Annotated in this window: 24 protein-coding genes; 9 read left to right on the plus strand and 15 right to left on the minus strand. The window is 59.6% G+C overall.

Translation table 11 applies throughout. The annotated features are described in order from the left end of the window. Positions 1–497: 497 nt before the first annotated feature. The 9 genes from lepA to nagZ all read left to right on the plus strand — a co-directional run bounded on the left by lepA (position 498) and on the right by nagZ (position 8,622). On the plus strand, positions 498–2,306 hold the full coding sequence (gene lepA / locus ACTJKQ_RS05430; RefSeq protein WP_056061364.1) for a translation elongation factor 4: 1,809 nt from the start codon (positions 498–500) through the stop codon (positions 2,304–2,306). Beyond that, entirely contained in the window at positions 2,306–3,280 is a 975-nt protein-coding gene (gene lepB, locus ACTJKQ_RS05435; RefSeq protein ID WP_436078017.1) for a signal peptidase I, read from the plus strand. Before lepA ends, lepB begins: the two co-directional genes overlap by 1 nt. Before the next feature lie 37 nt (positions 3,281–3,317). Beyond that, positions 3,318–3,680 (plus strand): DUF4845 domain-containing protein, encoded by a 363-nt coding sequence (locus ACTJKQ_RS05440; protein ID WP_056061375.1) that lies wholly within the window; start codon positions 3,318–3,320, stop codon positions 3,678–3,680. Continuing rightward, positions 3,681–4,364 carry a ribonuclease III gene (rnc, locus tag ACTJKQ_RS05445; protein WP_108497139.1) on the plus strand — a complete coding sequence of 228 codons (684 nt, stop codon included), beginning with the start codon at positions 3,681–3,683 and terminating at the stop codon, positions 4,362–4,364. It begins immediately after the preceding gene. Continuing rightward, positions 4,361–5,365, plus strand: a complete 1,005-nt coding sequence (gene era, locus ACTJKQ_RS05450) for a GTPase Era (RefSeq protein ID WP_440596256.1) — start codon at positions 4,361–4,363, stop codon at positions 5,363–5,365. The genes rnc and era overlap by 4 nt, the downstream gene beginning before the upstream one ends. A 92-nt stretch (positions 5,366–5,457) precedes the next feature. Further along, positions 5,458–6,222, plus strand: a complete 765-nt coding sequence (gene recO / locus ACTJKQ_RS05455) for a DNA repair protein RecO (RefSeq protein ID WP_440596257.1) — start codon at positions 5,458–5,460, stop codon at positions 6,220–6,222. Then, positions 6,219–7,001 (plus strand): pyridoxine 5'-phosphate synthase, encoded by a 783-nt coding sequence (locus ACTJKQ_RS05460; protein ID WP_440596258.1) that lies wholly within the window; start codon positions 6,219–6,221, stop codon positions 6,999–7,001. Before recO ends, ACTJKQ_RS05460 begins: the two co-directional genes overlap by 4 nt. A gap of 58 nt (positions 7,002–7,059) precedes the next feature. Beyond that, positions 7,060–7,467 (plus strand): holo-ACP synthase, encoded by a 408-nt coding sequence (gene acpS, locus ACTJKQ_RS05465; protein ID WP_056747600.1) that lies wholly within the window; start codon positions 7,060–7,062, stop codon positions 7,465–7,467. 63 nt (positions 7,468–7,530) lie between these two features. Next, entirely contained in the window at positions 7,531–8,622 is a 1,092-nt protein-coding gene (nagZ, locus tag ACTJKQ_RS05470; RefSeq protein WP_440596259.1) for a beta-N-acetylhexosaminidase, read from the plus strand. A 60-nt stretch (positions 8,623–8,682) separates the two neighbouring features. Here nagZ and ACTJKQ_RS05475 read toward each other — a convergent pair whose 3' ends face one another. The 15 genes from ACTJKQ_RS05475 to ACTJKQ_RS05545 form a co-directional block, all read right to left on the minus strand. Continuing rightward, positions 8,683–9,342 (minus strand): mechanosensitive ion channel family protein, encoded by a 660-nt coding sequence (locus ACTJKQ_RS05475; protein WP_108499018.1) that lies wholly within the window; start codon positions 9,340–9,342, stop codon positions 8,683–8,685. A gap of 62 nt (positions 9,343–9,404) precedes the next feature. Next, the gene (locus tag ACTJKQ_RS05480; RefSeq protein ID WP_440596260.1) at positions 9,405–10,439 is read right to left on the minus strand and encodes a GGDEF domain-containing response regulator; all 1,035 of its coding nucleotides are present in this window, start codon (positions 10,437–10,439) and stop codon (positions 9,405–9,407) included. 72 nt (positions 10,440–10,511) lie between these two features. Then, positions 10,512–12,056, minus strand: a complete 1,545-nt coding sequence (lysS, locus tag ACTJKQ_RS05485) for a lysine--tRNA ligase (RefSeq protein WP_440596261.1) — start codon at positions 12,054–12,056, stop codon at positions 10,512–10,514. Positions 12,057–12,120: 64 nt separating this feature from the next. Continuing rightward, on the minus strand, positions 12,121–12,753 hold the full coding sequence (locus ACTJKQ_RS05490; protein WP_440596262.1) for a sugar transferase: 633 nt from the start codon (positions 12,751–12,753) through the stop codon (positions 12,121–12,123). Between the two features lie 2 nt (positions 12,754–12,755). Next, positions 12,756–13,910 (minus strand): DegT/DnrJ/EryC1/StrS family aminotransferase, encoded by a 1,155-nt coding sequence (locus ACTJKQ_RS05495; RefSeq protein ID WP_056061407.1) that lies wholly within the window; start codon positions 13,908–13,910, stop codon positions 12,756–12,758. Then, positions 13,907–14,602 (minus strand): class I SAM-dependent methyltransferase, encoded by a 696-nt coding sequence (locus ACTJKQ_RS05500; RefSeq protein ID WP_056061410.1) that lies wholly within the window; start codon positions 14,600–14,602, stop codon positions 13,907–13,909. Before ACTJKQ_RS05500 ends, ACTJKQ_RS05495 begins: the two co-directional genes overlap by 4 nt. Next, a complete protein-coding gene (locus ACTJKQ_RS05505; protein WP_056061412.1) occupies positions 14,599–15,813 on the minus strand; it encodes a glycosyltransferase family 4 protein in 1,215 nt (404 codons plus the stop codon). Before ACTJKQ_RS05505 ends, ACTJKQ_RS05500 begins: the two co-directional genes overlap by 4 nt. A 32-nt stretch (positions 15,814–15,845) precedes the next feature. Next, complete coding sequence (locus ACTJKQ_RS05510; RefSeq protein ID WP_440596263.1) at positions 15,846–16,901, minus strand: glycosyltransferase; 1,056 nt, start codon at positions 16,899–16,901, stop codon at positions 15,846–15,848. Next, a complete protein-coding gene (locus ACTJKQ_RS05515) occupies positions 16,894–17,496 on the minus strand; it encodes an acyltransferase (RefSeq protein WP_440596264.1) in 603 nt (200 codons plus the stop codon). Before ACTJKQ_RS05515 ends, ACTJKQ_RS05510 begins: the two co-directional genes overlap by 8 nt. Beyond that, entirely contained in the window at positions 17,480–18,712 is a 1,233-nt protein-coding gene (locus ACTJKQ_RS05520; protein ID WP_440596265.1) for a lipopolysaccharide biosynthesis protein, read from the minus strand. The genes ACTJKQ_RS05515 and ACTJKQ_RS05520 overlap by 17 nt, the downstream gene beginning before the upstream one ends. Before the next feature lie 285 nt (positions 18,713–18,997). Next, positions 18,998–20,086, minus strand: a complete 1,089-nt coding sequence (locus ACTJKQ_RS05525) for a DegT/DnrJ/EryC1/StrS family aminotransferase (RefSeq protein ID WP_440596266.1) — start codon at positions 20,084–20,086, stop codon at positions 18,998–19,000. 4 nt (positions 20,087–20,090) lie between these two features. Next, positions 20,091–20,675, minus strand: coding sequence for an acyltransferase (locus ACTJKQ_RS05530; RefSeq protein ID WP_056061427.1), 585 nt, complete (start codon positions 20,673–20,675; stop codon positions 20,091–20,093). A 10-nt stretch (positions 20,676–20,685) separates the two neighbouring features. Continuing rightward, on the minus strand, positions 20,686–21,636 hold the full coding sequence (locus ACTJKQ_RS05535; protein ID WP_440596267.1) for a Gfo/Idh/MocA family oxidoreductase: 951 nt from the start codon (positions 21,634–21,636) through the stop codon (positions 20,686–20,688). 4 nt (positions 21,637–21,640) lie between these two features. Next, positions 21,641–22,945, minus strand: coding sequence for a nucleotide sugar dehydrogenase (locus ACTJKQ_RS05540; protein WP_056061434.1), 1,305 nt, complete (start codon positions 22,943–22,945; stop codon positions 21,641–21,643). Next, positions 22,939–24,855 carry a polysaccharide biosynthesis protein gene (locus tag ACTJKQ_RS05545; protein WP_440596268.1) on the minus strand — a complete coding sequence of 639 codons (1,917 nt, stop codon included), beginning with the start codon at positions 24,853–24,855 and terminating at the stop codon, positions 22,939–22,941. Before ACTJKQ_RS05545 ends, ACTJKQ_RS05540 begins: the two co-directional genes overlap by 7 nt. Between the last annotated feature and the right edge of the window lie 27 nt (positions 24,856–24,882).

Below are 24,882 nucleotides of genomic sequence, written 5' to 3' on the forward strand. Positions count from 1 at the left end.
AGAACGAGGATGGCCCGGAGTCGGGCCATTCCCTACGTTTCAAGGGGGCCATTGTCGGTGCCTGGTTTTTTTGAGGGGTTGGCAGGAAGCGCCCACACCAGTCTAGATGTTAGCTTTTGCTAACTTTTCAGAGGTCCATCAACCAGTTTCGATAGAATAGAGACTTGCGTTCAACACTTATCTGCATATCGACGGGCGCTCTGTTCACGATGTGGGATGTTTTTGAGCAATGCACAGTTGATCCACAGCTCACCCACAAGTTGTCCAGCGTTGTTCTTGTGCAGACTGTGTATAAACTGTGTATAAAATTCCTGTTGCACCCTGGCAACTTCCCTTGGATGCCGAGGGTCGGGCTTTTTCAGGCGGCCTTTTTGCCTACAATGAAGCTCCAACTATCGCAGTTGCCAATGATTGTTGGTTCAGGGCGCGTCGCCATTCGACGCGCCCTTTTTTCTTGTGCGCACTGTTTTAATTCAATCACTTGACGCTTTCCGTTGATGAATCACATCAGAAATTTTTCCATCATTGCGCACATCGACCATGGCAAGTCGACGCTTGCCGACCGCTTGATTCAGCGGTGCGGGGGTCTTGCAGATCGTGAGATGGAGGCCCAGGTTCTGGACTCGATGGATATCGAAAAAGAGCGTGGGATAACCATCAAGGCGCAGACCGCTGCGCTGCAGTACAAGGCCCAGGATGGGCAGGTCTACAACCTCAATCTGATCGACACGCCAGGGCATGTGGACTTCTCGTATGAGGTGAGTCGTTCGCTGTCTGCATGCGAGGGTGCGCTGTTGGTGGTGGATGCATCGCAGGGGGTCGAAGCGCAGACTGTGGCCAACTGCTACACCGCTCTGGATCTGGGTGTGGAAGTGGTGCCGGTGCTCAACAAGATGGATCTGCCCAACGCTGATCCAGACAACGCCAAGGCCGAGATCGAAGATGTGATCGGCATTGATGCCACCGACGCGATTCCTTGTTCTGCCAAAACCGGTATGGGAATCGATGAGATTCTGGAGGCGATTGTTGCCAAGGTGCCCGCACCACGTGGCAATGCCGATGGCCCGCTGCGCGCGATGATCATCGACAGCTGGTTTGACAGCTACGTGGGGGTGGTCATGCTGGTGCGTGTGGTCGATGGCCGCTTGCTCAAGGGCGAGCGCATCAAGATGATGGCCACGGGCGCGGTGTACAACGCCGACAACCTGGGGGTGTTCACGCCCGCCAACGAGCCGCGCAATTCCCTCGATGCGGGGCAGGTGGGCTACATCATTGCCGGCATCAAGGAGCTGCAGGCCGCCAAGGTGGGTGACACCATCACGCTCGAGAAGAAGCTCCCCAACAATGCAGGGCCTGCTACGGACGCGCTGCCTGGTTTCAAGGAGATCCAGCCCCAGGTGTTCGCAGGTCTTTACCCCACCGAAGCCAGTGAGTACGACTCGCTGCGTGACGCCCTGGAAAAGCTCAAGCTCAACGATGCTTCGCTTCACTATGAGCCCGAGGTGAGTCAGGCGCTGGGCTTTGGCTTCCGCTGCGGCTTTCTCGGACTGTTGCACATGGAGATCGTGCAAGAGCGGCTGGAGCGCGAATTCGACCAGGACCTCATCACGACGGCCCCCAGTGTGGTCTATGAGGTGGTCAAGGCCGACGGCGAAGTGATCATGGTCGAGAACCCTTCCAAGATGCCTGACCAGGGTCGTCTGGAGGAAATCCGCGAGCCTATCGTGACGGTCCATCTGTACATGCCGCAGGATTATGTCGGCCCGGTGATGACGCTGGCCAATCAGAAGCGTGGCGTGCAGATGAACATGGCGTACCACGGTCGCCAGGTAATGCTCACTTACGAAATGCCGCTCGGTGAAATCGTGCTCGACTTCTTTGACAAGCTCAAATCGGTCTCGCGCGGCTACGCCTCCATGGACTACGAGTTCAAGGAGTACCGTGCCTCCGATGTGGTGAAGGTTGATATCCTGCTCAACGGAGAAAAGGTGGATGCCTTGTCCATCATCGTGCACCGCTCGCAGTCGCAGTACCGTGGCCGAGCAGTGGTTGCCAAGATGCGCGAGATCATCAGCCGCCAGATGTATGACGTGGCCATCCAGGCGGCCATTGGCGCCAACATCATTGCGCGCGAAACCATCAAGGCACTGCGCAAAAACGTGTTGGCCAAATGTTATGGCGGCGATATCACCCGCAAACGCAAGCTTCTTGAGAAGCAGAAAGCAGGCAAAAAGCGCATGAAACAGATCGGATCGGTCGAGGTGCCTCAAGAGGCATTCCTGGCCATTTTGCAGGTGGAAGATTGATGCAATTCATGCAAATTTTGACGTCACTGGTGCTGGCGGCCTTCGTGGGCTATATCGGTGCCTGGTATACCGGAGCTATCGAGGGCAACTTTGCACTGCTTTTGTTTCTGGCGACGGTCGTCACCGGCATTTACTGGCTAGCAGAGCGCATTTATTTTCTGCCCCGGCGGCGCCGCGCGGCGCAGGCCATCGAGGACGCAGCAACTGAGCGGCGTGCAGAGCTGGATCGCATGGGCATCCAGAAGGTGGATGTGGATGTGCAGGAAGCCAAGGGCCGCATCCTCATGCAACCCTGGTGGCTGGACTGGACTGCGGGGTTGTTCCCAGTCATCGCTGCGGTGTTTTTCTTGCGCTCGTTCCTTTTCGAGCCTTTCAAGATTCCATCGGGCTCCATGATCCCAACGCTGCTCGTTGGCGACCTGATTTTGGTGAATAAATTCACCTATGGCATTCGACTGCCTGTCATCAACACACGGTTGACCGAGGGATCCAGGCCCGTTCGCGGCGATGTTCTGGTGTTCCGCTATCCACCACAGCCCAGCATGGACTACATCAAGCGTGTGGTAGGGGTGCCGGGCGATGAGGTGGCCTACATCAACAAGCGCCTCACCATCAACGGTAAAGCTGTTGACACCAAGGCGTTGCCCGACTTCTTTGAAGAAGACTCCATGCGTTACTTCAAGCAGTTTGAAGAGCAACTGGGTGATCAGCCGCACCGGTTGCTGAACAATCCCGATGTGCCCGCTTTTGTACAAGGCGCCAGCAATTTTGCTTATCGCGAAAACTGCCGCTACAGTGTAGAAGGTGTCACTTGCAAGGTGCCGGAGGGGCACTATTTCATGATGGGCGACAACCGCGACAACTCGCTCGATTCCCGTTACTGGGGGTTTGTGCCCGAGGGCAACATCGTGGGCAAGGCCTTTTTTGTCTGGATGAATTTCGGTAATCTCAAGCGCATCGGCTCGTTCCATTGAGTGCGGGCGATTGCAAATAACATTGAGGGGGTCATTGATGAAAACATATCGCACTGCAAGCCGCTCAAGCCAACGCGGGTTGTCGTTTTTTGGGCTGATTTTTGTGGGGCTGATTGCCGTGGCGGCTTTTGCTATCGGAGGTCAATCAATTCCGATCTTCCTTGAGTACGCTTCGGCGAAAAAGGCAATTGAAAAAGCCAAGTTGGAAAGCACCGTACCCGGGGTGCGGGCGGCTTTTGATCGTGCGGCATCTATTGATGACATTCGGTCAATCAAGGGCGCCGACCTTGAGGTAACCAAGCGTGGCGAGAAGGTGGTGGTGTCGTTCAAATACTCGCGCGAGATTCCCCTGGCGGGTCCAGCCTATCTGGTCTACCGCTTTGATGCGCAGACCAACTAGGTGCAGCCCGGTCTTTTAGCGCTGCAGGATCGCCTGCAGCATGTGTTTGCCGATCCTTCGCTGCTCCAGCGTGCCACTACACACCGCAGTTTCTCTGCGGACCATAACGAGCGGCTTGAATTTCTGGGCGACTCCGTTTTGAACCTGGCGGTGGCCAGCCTGCTGTACCAGCGTTTGTCTGCGTTGCCCGAGGGGGACTTGTCGCGGGTGCGGGCCAATCTGGTCAAGCAGGACACGTTGCACCAGTTGGCGGTGCGACTCAAAGTCTCAGAGGTACTGCGCCTCGGAGAGGGTGAGGCGAAATCAGGGGGGCAGCAGCGCCCCTCCATCCTAGCGGACGCGTTGGAGGCCCTGATTGGGGCGGTGTATCTGGATGCCGGCTACACCAGCGCAGAAGCGCTGGTGCACCGTCTTTTCCAGGGCGTGGAGATCAACCCGCAGATGCAGGCAGCATCCAAGGACGCCAAAACCGCGTTGCAGGAGTGGCTCCAGGGCCGCAAAATGAGGCTGCCGCAGTACAAGGTGGTCGCGACGGTGGGTGCGGCCCACCGCCAGACCTTTGACGTCGAGTGCGATATTCCCGAACTGGGCCTGACCGAGCGTGGCATCGGCGGTTCCCGCAGGGCAGGCGAGCAAGCCGCCGCCGCGGCCATGCTGGCCACTTTGAAAGCAAAGAATTTATGAATGACGCTACCAAAGATGTAGCTGCTGACCAGGGTGTTGAAAGCGCCCCGGTGCAAAACGATCTGGAAGCCATGCTGGCTGCTGCGGGGGCTCCGGCGGCTGTGCCCGGCCAACGCTGTGGTGTGATCGCCATTGTTGGCAAGCCCAACGTGGGCAAGTCCACCTTGCTCAATGCCCTGGTGGGGCAAAAGATCAGCATCACCTCGCGCAAGGCGCAGACCACGCGCCACCGCATCACAGGCATTCGCACCCTGGACCAGACGCAGTTCATTTTTGTGGACACCCCTGGCTTCCAGACCCGGCACGCCACCGCACTCAACAAGTCGCTGAACAAGACGGTGATGGGCGCGATTGGCGACGTGGACCTGATCCTTTTTGTGGTGGAAGCTGGCAACTTCACGCTGGCGGATGCCAAGGTGCTTTCGCTGTTCAAGCCGGGCATTCCCACGCTGCTGGTGGCCAACAAGCTGGACATGGTGCACCGCCGTGCCGAGCTGGCCCCCTGGCTCAAGAGCATGCAGGAGCGCCATCCGTTTGCCGAGTTCGTGCCCATGTCAGCCAAGAACAAGGGCGACATCGAGCGTTTGTTTGGCATCTGCGCCAAATACCTGCCCGAGCAGGCCTGGTGGTATGGCGAGGATGAACTGACCGACCGCAGCGAGAAGTTCCTGGCCTCTGAAACCGTGCGCGAGAAGCTGTTTCGTTTCACGGGCGACGAACTGCCCTACACCTCGACCGTGGTCATCGACAAGTTCGATGAGGAAAAGAGCAAGCAGCACAAACGCCTGGTCAAGATTGCCGCCACCATCGTGGTGGAGCGTGACAACCACAAGATGATGGTCATTGGCGACAAGGGCGAGCGCCTGAAGCGCATTGGCACCGAGGCACGCCAGGAGCTGGAAAAGCTCATGGACGCCAAGGTGTTCCTGGAGCTGTGGGTCAAGGTCCGCTCCGGCTGGGCCGATGACGAAGCCCGGGTCCGCTCCTTCGGCTACGAGTAAGCCCCGAAAGCTGACTTCCCCGTCTTCCTGCGCACACACCCCGCAGCAGGCGTCACGGGCGATCCCTCCGTACCATTCATCCCCGCAGCACCGTGGCCGTAGCCAAGCGCATTTCTGATGAACCTGCGTTCGTGCTGCACAGCTACGACTGGAGCGAATCCAGCCTGATCCTGGAGGTCTTCTGCCGCCAGCAAGGGCGGACCGCACTGGTGGCCAAAGGGGCCAAGAAGCCCAGCTCCAACTTCCGCCCGGTGCTGCTGCCGCTGCAGCCCTTGCTGGTGACCTACACGCTCACGGGCGATGGCCATGCGGACATCCACACGCTCAAGGGCGCTGAATGGGTGGGGGGGCATGTGATGCCCACAGGCGATGCCTTGCTGTCGGGCATGTACCTCAATGAACTGCTGCTGCGCCTGCTGGCGAGGGCAGACCCGCACCCGGCGTTGTTTGATGCCTATGCAGGAGTGGTGCGCGTGCTGGCCAGTGAGCATGGCGATGCGCTCGAGGCGGTGCTGCGCAGTTTTGAGCTGCTGCTCCTGCGCGAGATCGGTCTCTTGCCGGGACTGGACGTGCAGACCATGACCTTAGCCCCCCTGGAGCCGGGCACCCGCTACACCCTGGTACCCGAAGGCGGCTTGCGCGCCGCGTCGGCAGCGGACCGCGCAGGCCTGCTGGGCAGCCAGTGGCGGGCCCTGCAGCATGGCCTGGATGACGTGGCCAGCTACACCGCCACCTTGCGCGCATGTGCCCCCGTGGCGACCGAACTCAAGCCGCAGCTGCGTGCCCTGCTGCAATACCATTGCGGCAGCCCGACGCTGCGCACCCGCCAGCTCATGATTGATTTGCAGGCCCTATGAATCCATCCTCTCACTCTCCCCAGCGCACCGCCTTGTCCGTCAATGTCAACAAGGTGGCCTTGGTGCGCAACACGCGACACCTGGGCATTCCCAGCGTCACCCGCGCGGCCGAGTTGTGCCTGCAAGCGGGTGCGCAGGGCATCACGGTGCACCCCCGGCCCGACGAACGCCACATCCGCAGCCAGGACGTGCATGAGCTGGCAACCCTGATGAAGGCTTGGCCCGACCGCGAATACAACATCGAGGGCAACCCGTCGCAGAACCTGATGGATTTCATTCGCCAGGTGCGCCCCCAGCAGGCGACTTTTGTGCCCGACAGCGAGGACCAGTTCACCAGCGACCACGGCTGGAGCTTTCCGCAAGATGCCGAGCGCCTGGCGCCCCTGGTGGTCGAATGCAAGGCACTGGGTGTGCGCGTGAGCCTCTTCATGGACCCGGTCCCTGAGCAAATGGCAGCGGCCAAGGCCGTGGGAGCCGACCGGGTGGAGCTGTACACCGAGCCCTATGCCGCCGCCTGGGGCTCGGCACAGCAGGCGGCCGAGCTCAAACGCTATGCCGCAGCCGCCCAGGCCGCGCTGGATGTCGGATTGGGCGTCAACGCTGGCCATGACCTCAACCGGGACAACCTTGCGGCTTTTGTGCGCGAAGTGCCGGGCGTTCTGGAGGTCTCGATTGGCCATGCGCTGATTGCTGATGCGCTGGAGCTGGGCTACGCCGCAACCGTGCAGGCGTACCTGGACTGCATTGCCCAGGGCTTTGTGGGCGCAGGAAACTCCTGATTTGATAGCTGCAGAGGCATGTTTCACTAGCGCTTCTAGCCATTTTGATTGAAATTTCATGATCTACGGCATCGGCACCGACATCTGCGACGTGCGCCGCATCGCGGCCAGTCTGGCGCGCCACGGCGATCGCTTTGCTGAAAAGGTGCTGGCCGAGGGCGAACTAGCCACCTGGCGTGAACGCAGCGCGCGCTGGCCCGACCGGGGTTTGCGCTACCTGGCCACCCGGTTCTCGGCCAAGGAGGCTTTCAGCAAGGCGATCGGCCTGGGCATGCGCATGCCCATGACCTGGCGCCATTGCGAGGTCGCCAAGCTACGCAGCGGCCAGCCTGTCATCGTGCTGCACGGCGCGCTCAAGGAATGGTTTGAGGCCCAAGGCTTGCAGGCGCACCTGAGCGTGACCGACGAAACCGACTACGCCGCCAGCTTCTGTGTGGTAGAAAAAATCCAAACCAAATTGCCTTGAAGCGCATGATTCATATGTGCTGATAGCTATCAATTGAGTAGCAATTGACCCTTGAAACGTCCCATGACTGAACACGCACCCCTGATCCTCGACGTCGCTGGCACCACCCTTAATGCCGATGACCGCCGCCGCCTGGCGCACCCACTCACGGGGGGTGTCATCCTGTTTGCCCGCAACTGGGAAAACCGCGCACAGCTGCTGCAGCTCACCAGCAGCATCAAGGCCGTGCGCGACGACCTGCTGATCTGTGTGGACCACGAAGGCGGCCGCGTGCAGCGCTTTCGCACCGATGGTTTCACCCACCTGCCGCCCATGCGTGCGCTGGGAGAGATGTGGATGGATGACGGCAAGGGCGCCAAGGCTGTGCCCGGCAGCGGCGCCCTGCGCGCCACCAATGCGGCCACGGCGGCGGGTTATGTGCTGGGTACCGAATTGCGCGCCTGCGGTGTGGACTTCAGCTTCACGCCCGTGCTCGATCTGGATTGGGGCGAAAGCGGAGTGATCGGAGACCGGTCCTTCCACCGCGACCCCCGTGTGGTGGCGCTGCTGGCCAAGAGCCTCATGCACGGCCTGCTGCAGGCGGGCATGGCCAACTGCGGCAAGCACTTCCCTGGCCACGGCTTTGTCAAGGCCGACTCGCACACCGAGGTACCCGTAGACAAGCGCAGCCTCAAGGCCATCCTGGCCGACGATGCGGCGCCTTACCCCTGGCTCAGCAGCACGCTCACCAGTGTGATGCCGGCCCATGTGATCTACCCCAAGGTGGACAGCCGCCCCGCGGGTTTCTCGCAGCGCTGGCTGCAAGACATCCTGCGCCGTCAGATGCGTTTTGACGGCGCGATCTTCAGCGACGACCTCAGCATGGAAGGGGCCCGCCGCCTGGACGGCCAGGTGGTCAGCTACACCGATGCCGCCGTGGCGGCGTTGGAAGCGGGTTGCGACCTGGTGCTGCTGTGCAACCAGAGCGTGGGTGAGGGCAAGGCGGTGGACGAACTCATCACGGGCCTCGACAACGCCCGCAACCTGGGGCGCTGGCAACCCAGTGTGGACAGCGAATCCCGCCGCCTGGCGTTGCTGCCCGAAACCCTGCCGCAGGCCTGGGATGAACTGATGTACCAGCCTGCCTACCTGCAGGCGCTGGACCTGTTGCCCTGACCTGCGTGTGGTGGTGTGTCCGGTACGGCGCCACCCCTTGCGGTGCAGCGCGGTTACCCACTAGGGCGTGTTGAAGGGCCCTGGCGTCACAGGCGTCGGTGCGGCCGGTGAGGCATTGGCTGCCGCATCCGCAGTGGCCGCAGGCGGGGCAGGGGGCGGCGGCACTCCTTGAAACCTGCGCACAACGCGCTGGAACACCAGCGCATTCGGAATCTGCAGCCAAGCCGTGTGACCGGTGGCTGCGCCGTGGTCTTCCAGCGTGGTGTAAAGCAGGTTGATGTCCACCACGCGCCCCTTGGCGCCAGGCTTCTCTGCGGTGTCCAGCACCTCGATGTAGTCGCCGATCTTGAAGGGCCGCACGGTGAAGATCAGCAGCGCACAAAACAGGTTGGACAGCACGCTCCAGGCCGCGAAGAACGCGACGGCACCCACGGTGGCAAAACCGGTGAAGGCGGTCCAGAGCACCGTGGCCGACACCCCCATGCGCTCCAGCACCAGCAGCACGGCGCTGGCAATGATGAGCCAGCGGATCAGGCCGTTGATGGGCACCAGCAGTTCATTGGGCAACTGGTAGTGGGCGCTGGCACGGCGCACCAGGCGCCTCAGTGTGCGCTGCAACAGCCAGGCGACAAACAGAATCAGCAGGATCTGCGAGCCAGGAATGATGACCTCAAGCCAGTCCTGCATCCACTCGGGCAGTCGGGTTTTCAGAACTTGCATGCGGGAGACGGCGGTACGGGCGTTGCGTTCGGTCGCGTCGAAAGAGAAGAAGTGGAAGAAACTCAATTGCGCAATTGCTCCACGGTGTCCATTTGCATTTCAAAACTGAAGAAGCGGTTGCGGCCCTGGGCCTTGGCGGCATAGAGCGCCTGGTCGGCCCGCATGATCATGCTCTCGGCGTTGGTGCTGTCGTCGGGCACGCAGGTCGTGATGCCACCCGACAGGGTCAGTGTGTCGCCCAGTGGGGAGTCTGCGTGTGCAATGGCGCGCACCTTGAGCAGCTGCCCCAGGGCGCGTGCAAAGGTCATGGCGCCGGAGCGGGGCGTGTTGGGCAGGATGAGTGCGAACTCTTCCCCCCCGTAGCGCGAGGCCACGTCCCGGGGGCGCACACAGACCTCGCGCAACAGGCGGCCCACCTCTTTCAGGCAGGCGTCTCCTTGCACATGGCCGCTGGCGTCGTTGAAAAGCTTGAAGTGGTCCAGATCGCACAGCATCAGCGTGAGCGGCGTGCCGTCGCGTCGCGCGGCCAGGATCTCGTTGTGCAGGATGCGGTCAAACCCGCGGCGGTTGACGAGGCCCGTGAGCGCATCGATTTCCACCATCTCGTTAAGCCGCTGATTGGCGACATGCAACTCGGCCGACATTGACACCAGCCGTCGGCGCATGTCCAGCAACCGCCGCATGGCGCGCAGCTTGGCCATCAGCACGATGGGCTTGACGGGTTTGACCAGGTAGTCGTCGCCCCCCACCTCAATGCCGCGCCACACATCCAGTTCGTTGTCCAGGCCCGACAGGAAGATGATGGGCGTCCAGTCCCCCGCCTCGCTCTCACGCATCTGCTGCGCCACCCAGTAGCCATCCTGGCCTGGCAGCTTGATGTCCAGCAGCACCAGATCGGGCCGGTGGGTCTTGAACAGATGCAGCGCAGCCGGGCCCTCGGGTGCCTCGAAGATGTCGGACACACCCGCCCGCCGCAGTTCGGCCACCAGCGCCGCGCGCACGGACCCCTGGTCTTCGACCACCAGTACCGAAAAAGCATTGCCCGAAGGCAGGGGCTCGTTGGAAGGGTAGGGCGCGTTGCTGGAGCTGAAGGGCACGGTATGTCTCCTTGGTGCCTGGTGACCGGTAGAGGGGGCAGTCGCAGACTGCCCTCCGACGCAAATCAGGCCTCAGGACTCGCGGCGCAGCGCAGGGAACAGAATCACGTCGCGGATGCTGGGGCTGTCAGTCAGCAGCATCATGAGGCGGTCAATACCAATGCCGCAACCCCCCGTGGGTGGCATGCCGTATTCCAGTGCGCGCACGAAGTCGTGGTCGTAGAACATGGCTTCGTCGTCGCCGCTGTCCTTGGCAGCTACCTGGGCGTGGAAGCGGGCGGCCTGGTCTTCGGCATCGTTCAGCTCGCTGAAGCCGTTGCCGAACTCGCGGCCCGTGATGTACAGCTCAAAGCGTTCGGTCACCTCGGGGCGCGTATCGTTGGCGCGGGCCAGCGGGCTGATTTCGGTGGGGTGCTCCATGATGAAGGTGGGCTGCCACAGCTTGTCTTCCACAGTCTCTTCAAAGTAGAACACCTGCAGGCTGGCCAGAGAGCGTGTGGAGAGCTTGTCCTTCTCTTCCGTCATGCCCAGCTTCTTGAGGGCGCTGATGAGCCAGGCCGCATCGTCCACATGGGCGCCAGCTTCGGTGTACTGGAAGATCGCTTCGCGGATGGTCAGGCGCGCAAACGGCTGGCTCAGGTCCACGGCGCGCCCACCGTAGCTCAGCTGCAGCGAGCCCGTGGCCTTCAGGGCCACCTCGCGGATCAGCGTCTCGGTGAAGTCCATCAGGTCCAGGTAGTTCCAGTACGCCGCGTAGAACTCCATCATGGTGAACTCGGGGTTGTGGCGCACCGAGATACCTTCGTTGCGGTAGCTGCGGTTGATCTCGAACACGCGCTCGAAGCCGCCCACGATCAGGCGCTTCAGGTACAGCTCGGGCGCGATGCGCAGGTACATCTCCTGCTCCAGCGCGTTGTGGTGCGTCACGAACGGCTTGGCATTGGCACCGCCCGGGATGGGGTGCAGCATGGGCGTTTCGACTTCGAGGAAGCCGTGGCTCACCATGAACTCGCGCAGGCCGCTCACGGCCTTGCTGCGGGCCACGAAGCGCTTGCGGGCCTGCTCATCGGTGATCAGGTCCACATAGCGCTGGCGGTACTTCTGCTCCTGGTCGGCCATGCCGTGGAACTTGTCGGGCAGCGGGCGCAGGCTCTTGGTGAGCAGGCGCAGGCTGGTCACCTTGACCGACAGCTCGCCGGTCTTGGTCTTCATCAGCAAGCCTTCGGCACCAACGATGTCGCCCAGATCCCAGTGCTTGAAGGCCGCATATAGCTCTTCGCCCACAGCGTCACGGGTCACATAGAGCTGTATACGCCCACCCACTTCGCCCAGCGAGCCATCCTGGATCGTGGCGAAGCTGGCCTTGCCCATCACCCGCTTGAGCATCATGCGGCCGGCCACAGACACATTCACCGGCGTGGCTTCCAGAGACTCGTTCGTGGCAGCGCTGTGTTCCAGGTGCAACTGGGCAGCCTTGTGGCCGGGCTTGAAGTTGTTGGGAAAAGCAACGCTACCGCCGTTGGCCTGGGCTTCGCGCAGAGCGCGGAGCTTTTCGCGGCGCTCGGCGATGAGCTGGTTGTCGTCCTGAGGTGCGGGGGCGTGGATTTGGTCTGACATAGGTGCCGTCGGTGCGGAGCGTGGAGTGGAGGGCTGCGTTCAGCCGAACCGTTGATTTTATCGGCTACGCACTGCCTGAAGGTCCTCGGCCCCTGGACGAGTGGTAGCACCAAAGCGCGGATATGGTTCTGGCGATGATTTTCAGATCCGCCCACAGCGTGTGCGAGCGGGCGTACTGCGCCGCGTAGCGCAACTTGACGGGGAGAATCTCCTCGACATACGTGCGCTCGGGGTCGCTGCTTTGGCCCAGCAAGGTGCTTTCGTCGCGGAATTCGATGGATGCGTGGTCTGTGATGCCCGGACGCACACTGAGTATTAGCTCCCGCAGGTCATTGGGGTAAAGCGCGACATAGTGAGGCACCTCAGGCCGTGGTCCAACGAGGCTCATCTGGCCCAGCAGCACATTCACCAGCTGCGGCAGTTCATCTGCTTTGGTACGCCGCAGCCAGTAACCAGCGCGCGTAATGCGGGCGTCGGCACCGATCGTAATGGCGGGGCCATGTGCTTCTGCACGCTGGTGCATGGTGCGGAACTTGTAAATGTGGAACAGCTTGCCTGCGCGTCCCACGCGCTGCTGGCGGAACAATGCTGGGCCAGGTGAGTCGCACACCACCCACAGCGCCACCGCCAGCAGCAAGGGCGTGAGCGCCAACAGCCCAAACGCAGCAAATACTAGGTCGAACAACCGCTTGGGCATGGTCAGCCCAGCACCTCTTGCAAAGCTGCAATCACACGCTCCTGGTCGTTGTCGCTCATGGCGGTAAACAGGGGAATGCTGATCATCGACTGGTAGGCCGCATCGGCCACAGGAAACATCGCGGGGGTCAGCTGATACCGGTCGCGCCAGTATGGGTGTCGGTGCAGGGGGACATAGTGCACACTTGTACCGATACCCCGATCCGACAGTGCCTGGATGACCTCGTCACGCCCCAGCGGTGCATCGGCTCTTATCCGGATGACATACAAGTGCCAGGCATGGGTGTCGCCATGTGGCGCGCTGGCGGGCAAGGTCAGCGGCAGTTGTGCGAGCTGTTCGTGATACCGGTGGGCGAGGGTCTGACGCCGTTGCAAGAATTGCGGCAACCTCTCCAGCTGCTTTACGCCCATGGCGGCGGCTACGTCCGTCATGTTGTATTTGAAGCCCGGCGCTACGACCTCGTAGTACCACGCCGGGGTTTTCGAAGTAAAGCGGTCAAACGCATCGCGGTTCATGCCGTGCAGGCGCATCACGCGCATGCGCTGGGCCAGGGCTGCGTCGCGCGTCACTACCATGCCGCCTTCGCCGGTGGTGATGGTTTTGTTGGCGTAGAAGCTGAACACCGTCACGTCTGACTGCAACTGCCCCACCAGCGCGCCGCGCCAGGTGGTGGGCAATGCATGGGCCGCGTCTTCCACCACCTTCAAGCCGTGTTCTTTGGCGATGGTGAGGATCGCATCCATGTCGCACGCCAGGCCACCGTAGTGCACGGGCACGATGGCTTTGGTGCGGGGCGTGATGGCGGCACGGATCTTTTCTGGGTCGGTGTTCAGCGTGACCGGGTCCACATCCACCAGCACCGCGTCGGCCCCCAGGTAGCGCACCACTTCGACGGTGGCGGTGAAGGTGAGCGTGGGGGCAATCACCTCATCCCCTGGGCCAAGGCCCAGAGCCTCCAGCGCCAGGTGCAAACCTGCCGTGGCCGAATTCACGGCCACGCCGTGCAGCCCGCCGCCCAGGTAGTCCACAAAGTTCTGTTCAAACTGGCGCGTGACGGGGCCGGTGGTGACCCAGCCGGAGCGCATGGCCTCGGTGACAGCGGCGATTTCGACGTCGCCAATGTCAGGGCGGGCGAAAGGGAGGAAAGGCTGGCTCATGACTTGGCTATCCAGCAGAGGATGTGTGTACGCAGCCATGGGAGGCTGTTGAACAAGGTGTAGAGCATGGGATGAACGGGCGCCACACGGCGAGCTATCGGCGGAGCCAGTGTGATGCGCCGAGCGCTCATCTTGGCTTGGGGGAAGAGTGCTTTCACACGGCTAAGAGGCACACCACGAACGTCAGCATTTCGTGGGTTGTTAAATGTGAAGTCGTACCAGAGGACAGCACCGCCTGGCTTGATCCACTGCCACAAAGTAGCGGCCAGATGTTGCTGAAAGTGATCATCTAGTAGCGAAGAAAAAACTGTGGAAACCAGAACAATGTCCTGGGATTCAGGCGCAATGGCTGCTTGGGATGCATCACCCTCCAAGAGTTCCAGCTGTAACGGCAGCGTGTTGCGCGCTTGTCGGAAACGGTCGGGCAGCAACTCAATACCTCTGAGGTGTTGTGGCTCGAAACCGATTCGCAGGAGTTCCAGCAAGTTACCACCTGTGCCGCAGCCTACCTCCAGCAGACGGAGCGTGGCTAGGTCAGTTGTGCCGTGCTGACTGAACATTTTCAACATGGCACGTTGACGCTCCTGCACACCCAAATAAACCTCCGGGCGCAGAAAGCTGTACCGTTTATTACTGTGTGAGCGACGGGAATATCTGCTGGTGACTGCGTTGAGCTCATCTGAAGTGGTCATGCCATAACTTCCAGAAACTGCTGCGCAAGTACAGGGTAGGTGTGACGCGCCAATACAAAAGCCTGCCCCCGTTGGCCCATGTCCTGGCGCTGCTGAGGTGTGGCCGCTGCAAGTTGAAGCAAGCCTTGGGCAACGGCTTGGGGTGATTCTGGCGCCACGGTCAATCCGCAGTCAGCCTCTGTTACGGGGTCATTTCCTGCCTCTACCGAATGGAGAATGGCGCACCCCGCCATCATGTAGTCCATGAGTTTGTTGGGCGCTATGCCGAACCGATAGAGTGGCGTCCGTTGCCAGCCAATGTAGGCAATATCGAAGTGCGCCAACAACGCAGGTATCTGTGACTTGGGAACCGGGTCAAACAGTGAAACATTGCTTAGACCTTCATTGCGTATTCGTTGCGCTAACCGCGCTTTTTCGTGACCATCCCCCACCAAGATGAATGACAGCGACGAATTGCGTAGCATTGCAGCAGCGTCTAAAAGTACGTCCAGTGCATTAGGTAAACCATGTGAGCCGGCATAGCCGACGATGGTTTTGCCGGCTGCTTTCAGTAAATTCAGGTGATGTGTCAGTGGGCCTGCCAGCGGTGCCGGCGCATCGGCCCATTCCTCTGGTGATATGCCATTGGGCACGATGCGCAGCTTGCGAAGATCCAGCCCATGTTGGGCCATGTGTTCTGCCACATTTGGCAGCATGGATACCACATAGTTCGAATCACGGTAGGCGTCGTTTTCTGCCTTTTGGCACAAGAGAATGAAAGGGTGCCACCACGGCATGCCAGACAGCTCCATTGGCGAGGCTGGCCAGAGGTCGTGCACCTCATAAATCAATTTGGCTTTTGCCATCTTGGCAATGTGCCTTGCAACCCAAATATCCATGGGATATGTGCTGGACGCAATTACCACGTCGGGCTTGTATTTCGTCGCTAGCGTAGGCGCCAGTTGCCACACTTGGTGCAAAAAACTCCAAATATTCTTTACCCGGCCCAGCCCATTGCCTCGGTATGTAGGGGTGGGCAGCCAGAGGTATGCAATTCCGTCCACTTCTTCGCGTGCCTTTTGCGGTTGTTTCGTGCGTACGTGAGAGAACGTGGCCGCGACGATAGCGACCTCATTCCCAGCTCGCACCCATTCGCGTGCGAGGTAATACGGCCGATATTCCATGCCCAATGAGGGCGAGCCCGCGTAGTGGTTGAGGTAGAGGATTTTCATGCCTAATGCAAGGCCAGCAGTTGCTTGGACGCTTAAACCATGAGCTTTCGGTAGAGCTGGTCGATACTGTCCATTTGCGTCTTGCGGTCGCCGTCCCGAGCTATGCGCTCGACGTTGCGCTCGCCGGTCTTGCGAGCCTGCGCATCATCGCTGGCAAGCCGAAGCAAAACTCGGGCTAGAGCTGATACATCGCCGGCGGGCACCAGCAGCTCGGGGTCTATCCACTGCCGATTGGCAGGTAAATCGCTGGCCACCACGGCTAGTCCACAGGCCATGCTCTCGAGCATGGCCACAGAGGTCGCATCGCTTATGGGCACGGATATGGAAATCTTGCAGCGCGCCAGTACGGCAGCCATGCCCGCATCGTCTAGGCGGCCATGGAAAATTACGTTCTGCGCTAGTCCATGTGCTTGCACCTTTGAGCGCAGTGCTGGTTCGAGTGAGCCTCCGCCGAGCAGGTGGAGGCGCATGGGTACGTCAAGTAACTGAACGCACAGAATTGCGAAGGCATCGATTAGCGTGCTTATCTGATAATTTGGTTCCCAGGCCCTCAGACTTACGATATGCAGGCAATCCTTGCTTTCCCAGGGCGCTGGGGAAAAGCGTGTGCGATCCACGCCCCAGTGGACTTCGTGCACTGGGGCCCGCGGGTGGTACTGCAGTGCGGCTTCTACAAGGTCGACCGAGTCGCCTGTGATGAGGTCGGCGCGGCGCAGGGTCCAGCTGGTGAGCCAACGCATCCACGGGCGGGTATGTGGCGTGACGAGCAGGTCGCTACCCCATGCTGTCATCACCAACGGATGGTGGGCGCAGCGCGCAGCCAAGTAACCGTAGGATGTGACATAGTGGGCGTGCACAATGTTGGGTGACAGTTCATTCACATAGCGGCGCGCTGCGGATGCGCGTAGCAGCCAGTCGGTTGGACGCTGAACCGGCGGTAGGATGTATTGCTCCACGCCATCAAGCGGCTCGGGGCGTGCCGTGATGAGAGAGACATGCCAGCCGCGCGCGCGCATTTCCAGCGCCCAGCGTCGGGTGTGCGGGCTGCTGGCGTCGCCCAGCAGGCATAGGTGGCGGCGGTCAGCCATGCACCGGCTCCGCCAGAGGTAACTCACCAGCCCAGGCTGCGTAGTGCGATGCCAGTTCGGGGTGCCGCTCAAGCAGCTGGGCGTCACCTAGTCGGACGTCACCGATGACGCGGGCAGGCGAGCCGGCCAATATGGCGAAATCCGGCACATGACCGCGAATGCGGGAATGGGCGCAAACTACCACGCCCTTGCCGATGTGGCTGCCTGCCTCGACCACGCTGTGCGGGCCAATGAAGCTGTAGGCGCCGATGACGATGGGCGAGCGCACATAACCGGGTGCCGTGCCCTCGTAGCTTGCATAGGCCCTGCCGAGCAGCCGAATGCTACGGTGCGAGCTGTGCGTGACAATGCTGACAAAGTTGGTGATCTGTACGCCTTCCCCAATGCGCAGCCCGGCAGTAGCGTCTAGGAAGTTGAACTGACCTATGAACACATGGTCGGCCAGTTCCAGTCCAGCTTCTCCCTCGATGCAGGTGCTGGGGGCTATGCGGGTTTGGGGTAGGTAAGGGCCAGCGCGGCCTTGCTCGCCGAACACCATGCGGAAAAAGAGCTGCCGCCAGAGCCAGCGGCGCAAGCGGTTAAGAAAGACTCTCATGGGGAATGTCGCTCCAGGTAGCAAGGGCCTGGAAATAATAAAGGAAGTACGTAGCCATAGCGGCAGAGACACCCCAGGCCGCACCAGCAAGTCCTCCCCAGTGGAGGCCTGTGGTCAGCCCGACGAAGAACAGGATCTGTCCTACGAGGGAGATCCGTAACGCCCAGGGCTGGGCGTGCCAAGCCAGTGTTACTACTGAGAGCGGAGAAGCAATGAAGTGCAGGCCTATGTAAATGCCCAAGCCTCTGGCCAGCGTGCCAGCATCACTCCATTGCGTACCGAAAACCCAGGTGAACAAACCGGGCCCCCAGAAAAGCAGGACGGCTGTCAGCGGCGCTGCCAAGAGGGTCAGCACCGCAATGGTGCGGCGCACCAAACCCCGCGCTTCGGCCGCGCTGCGTGCCTGCAGTAGCTGCGGGTAGAGCGTCTGCGATAACGCGCTCCCCAGCAACGTGGCGGGGGCCTTCAGGTAGCGCAGCGCCAGAGCCCAGAAGCCGGCAGCCGCATCTCCGGCCCAGGCAGCGATGAGCAGAAGGGTTAGCGTGTCTTGGAGCGCACCAATGAAAGCGTGCGGTGTGTTGTAAAGCGGAAAGTTTCGGTGACGTGTTGCCATGGCCTTAAGACGGGTCAGCGGTTGACTCCTCAGCCGCCGCCAGCCACCCTGCGGAGCTGGCCTTGCTAGCAGCCAGGCGGAGCACAAGCCTGCAACGATGGGGCCCAGCATCAGTCCCACAGGCCCTACCTTGAGTAGGCCCAGCAGCATCTGTAGCAAGGTCCCCCCTCCTTGTTGCAACAGGCGTGCCCACGTAAGTAGACTGAAGCGCTGCGTCCGCGTGCTCCAGAGCGTAAGCCACTGGGTTGCTCCAATGCTCAGCACGCCTGCGGGCACTAGCCAGGCCAAGGGCATGTCCCGCCAGAAAACCAGCAGAACTGCCACGGGCGCTGATACCACTGTGGCGGCGAACAACAAGCGCGCACACAGTGCCATCAGTAGGGCGGCGCCGCGTGGAGTTTTTTCGAGTGGTAACGCGAACTCGTAACGCACACAGGCCATCACGGCCAAGTTGGTGACCACTGCCCAGAGCAGTGCGTACTGACCGAAGTCTTCAGGCGTGTAAAGCCGTGTGAGGAATGGCCCGAGCAAGATGGGTAGTGCGTGAGCAAGCACGCTGCCTGTCAGCAGCATGAGCGTAGCGCGCAGCAAGCCTTTTTTCATAGTGGGGGCACATCAGTGGCTTGGTGTTCTTGCACTTGTGGAGTGATAAATTGCGTGGTCAAAACGCTTCGTCCGGTTAGCTAGTCAAAATTACTTTGCGTCGGAAGTTGGGGCGTGCAGACGATGACGCTTATTCACGGTAGGTTGCAGCATTTCAAATTCGATGCAGCTGAACTACCGCTGAATATGTTCAGTGCACTTAAATGTTGCGATCAGATATCTTGCATTAGTAACGATCCTTCCAGGGAGATTTTGCCGCGCATTTTGTTCGTATATATTTAGCGCTTACATTGCACGCACCAATGCTTGAGCAATCAGGTCTATGCTGGCATTATCCAGATATGGGTGTATGGGGAGGCTGATCACTTTTTTCGCTACGTTGTCCCCAACGGGTAGAGAGGCATTGGTATCTGCTACCGCTGGTTGCTGGTTCAGCGGTATGGGGTAATGCACCACAGTGGGTATGCCTGCTTGCCGCATTCGTTCTTGTGCTTGTTCGCGTTGGTGCACTTGCACGGTGTATTGAGCCCAGGCGCTTTGGTTCTCCTCCTCGACGTGTGGAGTGCTGGTGATGCCGGCGTGGTTCAACAGCTGTGTGTAACGCTTGGCTGCTTGTTGGCGTGCAGCAACTTCTTCATCTAGGATGGCTAGCTTGGATAGCAAGACAGCGGCTTGCAGTGTGTCCAGCCGACTATTAACGCCTACTCGGACATGGTGATAGCGACGGTCTTGGCCGTGGCGGGCGATCTGGCGGATGATCTTTGCCAACTCGTCGTCGTTGGTGAAGATGGCACCACCGTCGCCATAGCAGCCTAAGGGCTTGCTAGGGAAGAAGCTGGTGCAGGAAATGGGGGTGAGGTTGCAGCTTTTGCGACCTTTGTAGGTAGCACCAAAGCTTTGAGCCGCGTCTTCAACGACGGTAACGCCATGTTTTTGGGCGATCGCGTTGATGGCGTCGTAGTCAGCACATTGACCGTACAGGCTGACGGGGATGATCGCTTTGGTACGCGGAGTGATAGCTGCTTCTAGCAGGGCAGGATTCAGGTTGTAGGTGCGCGGGTCGATGTCCACGTACACGGGCTTTGCGCGCAGAAGCGCTGCGGTCTCAGCAGTGGCAATGTACGTGAATCCGGGGGTGATGACTTCGTCGCCAGGGCCAATGCCTAGTGCCATCTGAGCGATTTGCAGCGCGTCGGTGCCATTGGCGACGGTGATGCAGTGTTTGGCGCCGGTGTAGGCGGTCAGCTTTTCTTCCAGCTCGGCCACTTCGGGCCCTAATATGTACTGGCCGTGCGCAAGCACGCGGGCCATGGCGGCGTCGATCTCGCTTTTGATGCGCGCCTGCTGGGCCTTGAGGTCGACGAAATCAATCATTAATCTATATAGAGAGTTTGGTAATTGTTTGATCGTGGAGCACATAGCGAGCCCCTGTATGTGGGCAGGTGGCTTCGCCGTAGCCCGCCAGGGGGAGCGCAAGTTGCTCACCAAATTCACTTATCCACCCAATCTGCAGTGCGGGTACGCCTACTACCAATGCGTAGGCGGGCACATCTTTGTTAACCACGGCGCCAGCGCCCACAAAAGCGTATTCGCCAATAGTGGTACCACATAGGATGGTGCAGTTGGCACCCAGGGTGGCGCCATGTTTGACCCGTGTATTGCGGTATTGGCTTTTGCGTTCAACGAATGCGCGAGGGTTGTGTACGTTGGTGAACACCATGCTCGGCCCGCAAAACACACCATCTTCGAGAGTTACGTTGTCGTACACGCTGACGTTGTTCTGGATCTTGCAGTGGTCGCCAATCACCACCCGGTTGCCCACAAAAACGTTCTGGCCCAGCGAAACGCCTTTACCGATGCGCGCACCGCCGCAGATGTGCACCCAGTGCCAGATGCGGGAGCCCTCTCCAATGACTGCGCCTTCATCCACGATGGCGCTGGGGTGGATGGTGGTTGCGTTCATTGCGGTGCTCTCATCGGGACAACTTGATCACGAACGGATGCACTTCGCCGGGGCCGCCGACCCGTGGCGTGGAAGTGCGGATGCTGTGCACCGTTTCTATGCAGTGGCGTGCGTCTTTCAGGCCATAGCCATTGCCTGCCAAAATTTCCTGGTAGCTGATCGTGTGCAGATCTGTAAAACCTTCCGAGAATTCCAACGGCTCGCCGCTGACATCAATGTTGCGGTAGGTGGCTTTTTTTCCTTGAACGCTGGCGGGTAGATCGCTTGCGTCGATGGAGAGAAACCAACGCACCCGAGCGCCTTGGTATTCAAGATATCCACCAGCTTTTGTCTCACTGAGGTAGTGCACGCGGTTGTACTGGAGTGGACCGAAAATGAAGTGCAGCATGTCGAAGAAATGCACCCCGATGTTGGTGGCAACCCCGAACGATTTGCGCGGATCACCCTTCCAACTCGTGGCGTACCATTTGCCACGTGAGGTGATGTAGGTTAGGTCCACATCGAACTTGGTGTTTAGTGGGGCTGCAGACACCTTGTTGCGCAGCTGAACAATCGCCTCATGGTGGCGCAGTTGCAGGATGTTGAAAACGCGCTGGCCGGTCTCGCGTTCCACACACGCTAGTTCGTCCACCAGTGCGGGCGTGGGGACCAGTGGCTTTTCGCAAATAACGTCGCAGCCTAGGCGCAAGCCTGCGGCAATGTGAGCGTGGTGTAGATGATTGGGGGAGCACACCACCACATAGTCCAGCGCTTGATGGGGTCGGCGGCGCAACGTCTGTGCGTGCTCGTAAAAGCACTCGAAGTCAGTGAAAAAATCAGCCTCAGGGGCCAGACTGTCGATAATGCCGACCGAGTCGTTGACATCAAAGGCTGCAGTTAAACAGTTGCCTGTGTCTTTGATGGCACGCATGTGGCGCGGGGCGATGTAGCCAGCGGCACCAATTAGTGCAAAGTTTTTCATGGGCTCAAAGTCGGTAGACGGTAAATCCTGCTTGTTTCAGCTCCTCGCGGTCATATAGTGACTTGATGTCAGCAATAACCGGCTTAGGATGGCGGCAGTAAGAGCGAAGCTGCTTGGCGCTCAAGGAGCGGTAGCTATTGTGTCCGACCGCAACGACAAGAGCGTCCACGGGATGGTCTTCGTCCACTATGCCCAGAGTCAGCTGGTATTCATGCTGAACCTCGGCCGCGTCGGCAATAGGGTCCGAAATGACCACCTCCACGCCCCAGGCTTTCAATTCGTTGACTAGGTCTACAACCTTGCTATTGCGAATATCTGGGCAGTTTTCCTTGAATGTGATGCCCATTACGCCAATCTTGCAGCGTGGAGCGTCCATGCTTGCCCGCAGCATTATTTTGATGATGTTGTGCGCCGCATAGCCAGCCATGTTGTCGTTGATGCGGCGGCCCGCCAGAATTATTTGTGGGTGATAACCCACTTGTTCAGCTTTATAGGTCAGATAGTAGGGATCTACACCGATGCAATGCCCGCCAACCAAGCCAGGCCGAAAAGGGACAAAGTTCCATTTGCTGCCCGCAGCTTCGAGCACTTCGAGCGTGTCAACCTCTAGGCGGTCGAACAATATCGAAAGCTCGTTCATCAAAGCGATGTTCAAGTCACGCTGCGTGTTCTCGATGACTTTGGCGGCTTCTGCCACCTTGATGCTGCGCGCTTTGTACGTGCCTGCCGTGATTATGCGACTGTAGAGTTGATCAACAGCCGCTGCGGCTTCGGGCGTGCTGCCACTGGTGATCTTGCGGATGCGCGTGAGTGTGTTGACCTTGTCACCCGGGTTGACGCGCTCCGGGCTGTAGCCACAGAAAAAATCGTGATTGAAGCGCAGTCCAGAAGATTCCTCCAGCACTGGCACACAGATTTCTTCGGTGACACCCGGGTAGACCGTTGACTCAAAAATCACCAAGGCGCCCGGGCGCATGGCGTGCCCTACGGTCTGACTCGCTTTGATCAACATCGACAAGTCGGGGCGCTTGGCATCGTCCACAGGCGTTGGGACTGTCACGATGTAGATATTGCAGCCTTCTAGATCTTTTGGACTTGAGCTGTATTGCAATTGCGTGGCAGCCTGCATTTGCTGCGCGCTTGTTTCTTGCGTTCGGTCGTAATCTGATTGCAGCTCAAGGATGCGTGGTTGGTGGACATCGAAACCTACGACCGGAAAATGCTTGCCAAACTCGACGGCTAGTGGCAAGCCCACGTAACCAAGACCGATGATGGCAATTCGGGGCTTTGTCGCGATAGAGGTCAGCATTGTGTTTTCACTAGATCTGGTTTGTAGCCTCTCACCAGCAAAGAGAGCGAGCGCTTCAGTGCTGCCTCGTCATTCGCATTGGCGGCTTCTTGTAGCGGCTGCAAGGCGGCTTGCAACTCTGACCACGGGCAGAATTCCTCGCGCGCACGCCTGATGCGCGGATGTGTGGTGGCGAGTGGGTTGTCACCGATAAGCAGTTCTTCATACAGTTTTTCACCAGGGCGTAGTCCAGTGAACTCTATGGCTATATCGCCCTGTGGGTGCTCTGCATCGCGCACTGTCAAGCCGGACAGAGCTACCATTCGCTTTGCCACATCAAGGATACGGATGGGTTCTCCCATGTCCAGGAGGAATAGATCACCGCCTTCCGCCATGGCGCCAGCCTGCAGCACAAGCTGCGCTGCCTCGGAAATGGTCATGAAATAGCGTGTCACCTCGGGATGGGTGACAGTCAGTGGGCCACCTGTGGTGATCTGGCGCCTGAAAAGGGGAATCACGCTACCGCTGGACCCCAGCACATTCCCAAAACGCACCATGGAGAGGCGCGTTGGACAGGACCAAGTGACGACTCCTTCCGGCAATACCTTGTCAAACGGCGGCAACTTACTGGCGGTGATGGCTTGCAGCACTTGCTCAGCCACGCGCTTGCTTGCTCCCATTACGTTTGTGGGGCGCACTGCCTTGTCAGTGGAAACAAGCACAAAGTTGCGCGCGCCATATTCAAGGGCTATTCGTACCATGTTGAGCGTTCCAAAGACGTTGTTCAGCACGCCTTCCCCTGCGTTAGCCTCCACCATAGGAACGTGCTTGTAGGCAGCTGCATGGTAAATTGAATCGGGTCGGTGTTTGCGGCAGATGTCAGCAATACGATGCGGGTTGACCACGCTGGCCAGCAGCGGCACCAGTTCGCACGTGTGGGTACCTTGATCGCGCAGCGCCTGCAGCTCGTGATGGACGGCATAAAGCGCGTATTCGCTGTGGTCCACAAGTAACAGCTTCGCAGGACCTTCGTTAACAATTTGGCGGCACAGTTCGCTCCCGATACTGCCTCCGGCCCCCGTGACAAGCACCACCTGACCAGCAAGACCGTTTCCAAGCAGATCGAGTAGGGGGGCTACAGACTCGCGCCCCAGCAGGTCTTCGATGTCCAACTCCTGGAAATCTGTCACGCTCACCCGACCACTGGCTAGATCGGACAGGCCTGGTAGTGTGCGCACGCGCACAGCCGCACTGCCAAGGCTCTGAATGATTTCATGTCTTCGCTGACGTGTGGTGCTGGGAAGCGCCAGTAGCACGTCAGTGACCTTAAGCTGTTGGATCAGCTCAGGCAAATTGTTGGGACTGCTCACGCGCACGCCGTTGATGGTGCTGCCGGCCTTATTGGGGTCATCGTCCAAGAATCCCATCAGCTGATATTGCCGCATGTTCTGCATGGCGGCAGCAGTTTGCGCGCCTGCGCTGCCGGCCCCATAAATCAGCAACCGATGAGACGTATTGCGCGGCTTGCCGGCCAGCCAGAACCAGCCCAGTGCGCGGCTGGAGCCCACCATCAAGAGCAAAATTATCGGTTGTAGTACGCCAACACTACGCGGCACCCCTTCCCATTGAGCTACCATCAAAATACTGAATAGTAAGGCTCCGTAGAGCGCTACGGCTCGTCCTGTGGTGATGAGCGCCGCAATTCCGGTATAGCGAAAGATAGCTCTATACAAGCCAGCGCGAATGAAGACGGGTAGCGCCAATGTCGGCCCCAAGCCATAAACCAACCATTGGAGCCCGGTGGGCCAATGTGGTGAATCTAGTCGCAGACTAAAAGCCAGCCACATGGCAATGAGGCTCGCGCAAAGGTCCAAGCTCACCACAAAAAACCGCTTGGCGGACCGTGGCCAAGAGAGGATGGCGCTTCGCATGGGGGTACTTAATGGCATGGATGATGG

The sequence above is a fragment of the Acidovorax sp. 22279 genome (assembly GCF_052045435.1).
Lineage (GTDB): Bacteria > Pseudomonadota > Gammaproteobacteria > Burkholderiales > Burkholderiaceae_C > Acidovorax > Acidovorax delafieldii.